Annotated in this window: 7 protein-coding genes; 1 reads left to right on the plus strand and 6 read right to left on the minus strand. The window is 47.2% G+C overall.

Translation table 11 applies throughout. The features are described 5' to 3' along the window. The 6 genes from A3751_RS01230 to A3751_RS01255 all read right to left on the minus strand — a co-directional run. Positions 1-672 (minus strand): ATP-binding cassette domain-containing protein (locus A3751_RS01230; RefSeq protein ID WP_156492161.1); only part of this gene is annotated, 672 nt, incomplete at its 3' end. Beyond that, positions 669-1,361 (minus strand): molybdate ABC transporter permease subunit, encoded by a 693-nt coding sequence (modB, locus tag A3751_RS01235; protein ID WP_068451287.1) that lies wholly within the window; start codon positions 1,359-1,361, stop codon positions 669-671. The genes A3751_RS01230 and modB, both read right to left, overlap by 4 nt. Then, positions 1,358-2,056 (minus strand): molybdate ABC transporter substrate-binding protein, encoded by a 699-nt coding sequence (modA, locus tag A3751_RS01240; protein WP_082862983.1) that lies wholly within the window; start codon positions 2,054-2,056, stop codon positions 1,358-1,360. The genes modB and modA overlap by 4 nt, the downstream gene beginning before the upstream one ends. Positions 2,057-2,143: 87 nt before the next feature. Then, positions 2,144-2,872 carry a glycosyltransferase family 2 protein gene (locus A3751_RS01245; RefSeq protein ID WP_068451290.1) on the minus strand — a complete coding sequence of 243 codons (729 nt, stop codon included), beginning with the start codon at positions 2,870-2,872 and terminating at the stop codon, positions 2,144-2,146. Positions 2,873-2,921: 49 nt separating this feature from the next. Continuing rightward, positions 2,922-4,490, minus strand: a complete 1,569-nt coding sequence (locus tag A3751_RS01250) for a hypothetical protein (RefSeq protein WP_068451293.1) — start codon at positions 4,488-4,490, stop codon at positions 2,922-2,924. Then, the gene (locus A3751_RS01255) at positions 4,487-4,864 is read right to left on the minus strand and encodes an HAD hydrolase family protein (protein ID WP_068451296.1); all 378 of its coding nucleotides are present in this window, start codon (positions 4,862-4,864) and stop codon (positions 4,487-4,489) included. The genes A3751_RS01250 and A3751_RS01255 overlap by 4 nt, the downstream gene beginning before the upstream one ends. A gap of 218 nt (positions 4,865-5,082) precedes the next feature. Here A3751_RS01255 and A3751_RS01260 point away from each other — a divergent pair. Then, positions 5,083-5,581: glycosyltransferase (locus A3751_RS01260; protein WP_197466085.1), on the plus strand; the 499-nt coding region annotated here is incomplete at its 3' end.

Below are 5,581 nucleotides of genomic sequence, written 5' to 3' on the forward strand. Positions count from 1 at the left end.
GTGTTCGGCAAATGTTTGTAAGGCTGGCCCAAGGTACGCGGCTTCTCCTTGTTGCATAAGCAGTATGTCGTCCGCGAGTTGCGCAATTTCATCGATTGAGTGTGAAACGTAAAAAATGGGCGTACTCGAGCTAGACTTAAAGCGCTGAATTAGGCGCAGCATTTGGCGTTTTGATGTTGCATCTAATGCAGACAGCGGTTCGTCCATCAAGATTAGATCCGGCTCACAGACAATCGCACGAGCTAGGCAGGCCCGTTGGCGTTGTCCGCCGGAAAGCGTATCGGGTCGCTGACTTCGAAGGCGGCTAAGGCCGCAATCATCTAACACGCGGGTAATATCGAGATCGCTCTTATGTACTTTACGAAGTTTAAGGTTGAGTCTGATGTTGTCTTCAATGCTGAGATGAGGAAGCAGTCTTGCTTCTTGAAAGAGGTACGCAATATTCCGCTTTGCCGGGGCAAGCCATGTATTGCACGAAGAGCGTTGCCAAACTTGCTTGTTTACCGATATCTCACCGTGTGGCTGCTCTAATCCTGCGATGCACCGAAGTAGTGATGTTTTTCCGCACCCTGAGGGCCCGAAGACGCCAGTTAACCCCGTATTCTTGAACTCGCGTTGGATCTGAAGAGCAAAATCCGCACGCTGAAGGGAAATATCTACTTTGATGCTCATGCGCTGGTGCCTGCTCTGACCGCGCCTTTGCGTCCGCGTTGCTGAAGTTGCGCCAGACTCCAGATCACTAAGAATGCGAACACAAGCAAACCAAACGAGAGCACATGTGCTTGCTCGTAGTTTAGCGATTCAACATGATCGTATATTGCAATGGAGAGCACGCGCGTTTCATCCGGGATGTTGCCGCCAATCATAAGAATCACGCCAAATTCACCAAGTGTATGCGCAAAACTCAGAATGGCGGCACTTATCAACCCTGTTTTCGCCAGCGGTAAGGCGATTCCGAGAAAGCGTTGTCGGGCCGAGGCGCCCATTGTCGTGCCAAGCTCGAGAAGTCCTTTATCGATCGCCGAAAACGCGTTGTAGATTGGTTGCACAGCGAAAGGCAGAGAATAAATGATGGAGCCGATTACCAAGCCCCAGAAAGTAAACACAAGGGGCCCCAAACCTAGGCTATCTGTTAGCTGGCCAATCAAACCGCTTGGGCTCATCAGGAGCAATAGATAGAACCCAAGCACTGTTGGTGGTAGCACAATGGGTAAGGTGATGATTGTAAGAACAAATGGTTTGAGCTTGCTTGTCGTTTGGCTGAGCCACCAGGCAAGGGGTGTAGATATAAGCAGTAGAATAGCCATGGTGACAAACGCGAGGCGCAGGCTAAGCCAAAGTGTGGTCCAATCAGAGCTCATTCAATATCCGTTAAATATCCAGCATCTTGAATGATCTTACGCGCAGATTCACTCCGAAGAAACTTTAAGAATTGTTCTGCAGTCGTCGCATTCTCAGCGCGTTTTAGTAAGACCGCGTTTTGCTGGATGGGGGCATGCCACTCACTTGGTATCACGCTATGGTGAACGGATTTGTTGTTGCTGAGAACCTGTGAGTAGGCAACAAGGGCATTATTGCATGCGCCACTATCAAAAAATTGAAAGGCCTGAGCAACCGACTGCCCTTGCACGATGCGCTCAAATTGCCAGTCTCGACGTTTTAACCTTGCTATTACCTCTAAAGCGGCTCGGCCATAAGGAGCGAGCTTCGGATTTGCGATGGCAAGGCAGCTAAGGTTTTTAGCGCCATCCAGGGCAACATGCTGAGCCGATTTGTGAGAGACCAAAGCGAGCTGCCCGTAGGCATAGGTAAACTCTGAGCCCGGCACCACAAGACGGGTATCGAGCTTTTTGCCAATGGGCTCGGCAGAGAGGAAAATATCAATCGGAGCGCCATTGCTAATTTGTGCGACGAGTTTGCCTGAAGAAGCGAAAATAGTCTTGGTTTGTCGATCGTCGGAGATCCGAGCACTCAATAGTTCCGTCATCGTCGATTTAAAATTCGAAGCGATGGCGATGGTGGGTTGCGCGTTGACCCCTGTGTGGGTCGCCAACATACTGATTAGCGCTAAAAACAGTCTGCTCGTCTTTTTAAGACTCAGCAGAATGGTGACGGAGTTTGACTGGCTGCGAGATGGCAAAATCTACACTCGGTTTTCTGCAAGAAACGCATCATACTCTGCGGGCACACCACAAAACGTGATGTCTTCGTTCTTCACCAAGTCGTATCGAATGTCTGCGCCTTCCGCAATCATCAGGTTGTAGAGTGGGGCGATGTAATACTCGTTATTGACGAGTGCGGAATTAGCGCGTTTTGCCTTGTCGAACAGTGTTAAAAAATCGGAACCGCTTTTGAAGTAGTAAAGTCCGGTGCTGCACAAGTTTGATATTGGCTTTTTCTCGGCGGTTTCGATCACTTTATTCGAATGCTTATTCAATGGTTTTGCGTAAGACCAGTTGTCTCCTTCTCCCTCGAACACTTCAAGATAGCCGTCGCACGCATCCATGAATTTAGGAAACGTAAAGTTACGGCGAAAGGTATCGATATTAAAGACAACAATCGGATCATCAAGCCGTTTCGACTGTTCTAGGCCTAGCGCGACGGTTTCAGCCTGGCCTCCTGTTGGCTCGCTGAGCAACACGACTTCATAGTCCACTATTCCCAGTATTTTGCATCGCTCTTCGACAAAGGCCGGAGTGTTCTGAATGTCGCGGCAGATGAAGAGAAAGGGTTCTGTTTTATAATAGGTTTTAAAGCTTTCTACCGCATAGTCGAAGAGCGGCTTGCCAAAGCCATCAAGCATGTATTTTGGCTTATCGTATCCAGCTTTGGTAAAGCGCGAGCTTAAGCCCGCCATCGGCATTACAATCACGTTTTGGTTCCTTTTCAGCTCAGAGAGGTTGGTCGTTCGTTATCCAACTCTAAGCGCTTAATTCTGCATACAGCTTCATGGCATTTGCGAGCAAGGCAAGTTGGCGTTCTGGCTTGTCAGCATGAAGCGGAAGCATCGATAAAAATAATTGTACCTGCATTGCGAGCAGTTGATTCGCGTTCAGGCCAAACTGTTGTTCGCATAAGGTCTCAAAACGCTCGCGGATAAAGCTGTCCTTGTCGGTTTGATACACTTCGAAGGCGAGCGCGTTACCGTCTCGACTTAGATCAAAATATCCGGCGATGATAAAGTCGTATTTTCCGATGATCGAGTGCGCCAATTTCGCTATGTCGTAATGCGCAAAACCATGAATAGAGAGCAGTCCTTCATTGTTCATGCCTCGTGGGTCGATGACCTTGATACTTTGCGATCGAAAGTCATAAAGGATATTACTGAAGCAGAAATCACCGTGAACGACGGTTTGCACTTCCGTGTCAGGTATATGGCGTGCACTTGTCTCGTGAATGTGTTTAATCGACGGCATATTTACGCCGTTTAGCGTCCACGGCTCGTCAAGTGCTATGCCTGTATCGTTACTAAACTCCGCTAAGCGTTTGTCGGTTTTTTCGAGTAGAAATGTTTTAAAGGATTGGGTTGATTCCGTCGCCTCGAAGGTACTACAAAGAGAAACAAAGTGCCCGCATGCTTTAAGAATTTTGTCCCACACAAAAACCGGTAGATCACCAAAAACGAAGAGTTCATTAAGGCTGCTGATGCATTGATACTCGATGCGATAGCCTTCGACTCGCTGACCTGCGCTAAGCTCACCGAGAAAATTGGGCGTATGGCGTTTTAGTTCGCTGGGTATGTTTTGGAACCAATGGCTTTCGGCAGCCATTTTGTTTGGCATGTCGCTGCGCTTGGTGACCACGCCCGACTCGACCTTTAGGCTATTGAATGCACGAGCCGTACTCACATGTGTTTTGGACCGGAAGTAGGTATGTAAGTGTCCGAAGTCATGCCAGTCTTTCGTGAGATACGATGAGAGTTTGCATTGTTGACTGTATAAATTTATTCCCTCAATGAATGCGCCGCGCGCTCGGACCATAGATTGAATAAACGTGCGTGCATCGCTAAACCGAAAGTATCCATTAACCACTTGTTTGTTTGCCTGCGTGGCGCCGTCGTAGGGGTGGAAGTCTTGAACGGTTTTGCCATCAAACGTCGCCCATTCATAGTTATCCTCTACTTCGCTGACGGCAATGATGTCGTGCAGCTCTACTGGGATGTCATAAACGAGTGTGTCGCCATGCAGTATGGTAAGAGGGCCTTCTGAGTAACCGCTTAAGTTAAGTGCGCAAACGATTGAGTCTCCGAGTGACAAACCTTCTGGGATTTCAAGTATCTCGATCGACATCTGTTCAAGTTGTCTTAAATCGTGTTTGGGAATAGAGAAGCTTTCCGGAATGGTAAGAACAACCTTGTCCTGTGTGTTTAAACTCTCATATTGGTAGCGATACAGGCGCTGATTCCCAATAGGCAGGAAGGCCGGAGGGATTTTTCCAAGCTCGGACCGAAACTCAGGGCCGATATAAGCCGCGGAGGTAATGAGAATCAAAGTACTTTTTCCTTTGCGAGCAGTTCGTTGATTTCTGCTGGGCTCATGCTGGTGAATTCACTTGGTCGTACGGACTTGTCATCCACGTAGAATCCCTCATAGCCACACCAAGGTTTGCCGACGATGATTTCGTCATAAGGGATGTTGTGCTTGTCGAGCCAGGCCATAATGACAGGCAAGGTGTGCACGTTGATTTTGCCCACGTTGCCTTCATAGGTTCGCATGTTGCGAGCTGTGCTAATTACAATATCGAAGCCCTGAGCCTTATATTCTCGTATTTTTTCAACTACGCCAGTTTGAGGTGTGGCTTCACTGTAATTGCCGCTTTCGCCTGAGGTAATGGTTCCATCAAGGTCCATGATGAGTCGTTTCATAGTTTGGGGCTCTAAAAAAGTGACGAGGCGCTTTTACAACCAATCCCTTTTGGATCATAGGATTGGACCAATATGTCATTAATTTATCACAGAACTTTGGGTATTTGATTGTTTTGGGATGGGTTAAATGCCTCGAACTGCAATGTTAAAGACTGTTGCTTCGCTTTTGTAGACCTGCGGTTTGGCGTAATATGCGCGCTAAATCACTAGGGTACAAAATGAAGATCGCGTTTTTTCTTGGCTCAACCTCTTATGCATCCGGTTTATATAATGCCACAACGGATACAGCAGCAGCTATTCGCAAAATGGGGCACGAGGTGGACTATGTCTTTTTAGAGCAATCTGAGGCGCTACGCGAGTCAGATAAAGTTGTTGATATTTGGGGCTTGAGTAAAAAAACGCGAAGTAGCCGTGTGTTCATCAAACTGATGAAAACACTCTTCGGGTACCACTTTTTTCATGCTCTTTTTTCAATGCTCTTTTCTGCAAAATTAGAGACGTTTTTGCAAAAACACGATTACGACTTAGTGTTTTTTCACGGTACAAATTTTCTGCCTTTTTCTGCTTATTCTGCGCCAAGCTATGTGGTCGTGCATAGTTGTAAGTATGTCAACTTAGTTGGCCGAAGAAGAGGCATTAAGAAATACTTCTATCACAAGCTTTATCAAAAAATTTATTCTAACAAACATTTGCTTTGCGTCTCTGATAGCGCAAAAG

This window comes from Oleiphilus sp. HI0080 (genome assembly GCF_001635135.1).